The organism is Chitinophaga silvisoli (assembly GCF_003412465.1).
GTDB classification, from domain to species: domain Bacteria; phylum Bacteroidota; class Bacteroidia; order Chitinophagales; family Chitinophagaceae; genus Chitinophaga; species Chitinophaga silvisoli.
The window spans coordinates 1-256 of record NZ_QTJV01000064.1 but is presented as its reverse complement, the minus strand read 5'-3'; the positions used below and the strand labels follow the sequence as shown (position 1 = coordinate 256).

General features: G+C 35.2%; 1 protein-coding gene. It reads right to left on the bottom strand.

The window, feature by feature from the left end; genetic code table 11:
• Window positions 1-256, bottom strand: a 256-nt coding sequence (locus DXN04_RS35115) for a hypothetical protein (RefSeq protein WP_158569333.1), incomplete at both ends; no start/stop codon positions are given.

The following is a 256-nucleotide window of genomic DNA, read 5'->3' as shown; positions in this document are numbered from 1 at the left end:
TTGAGCAGGACTAGCACCGTTAAGAATAGGTTGTGCAGAATAAACTTTAAGTTCATTTCCATTAGTTTCAACTACTTCACCATCTTCTACTTCAATACCAGTTTTATCACTAGGACCAATATCAATACCACCTTGACTATGTTTTCTTCCATTCATATAAAAGAAATTATTACCAAGAGGTTGAGCAATACCACCAGCAACTACATTTGGTATTTTACCACCAACAGCATATTGCTTTTGAGGAAGCTTTTTTCCA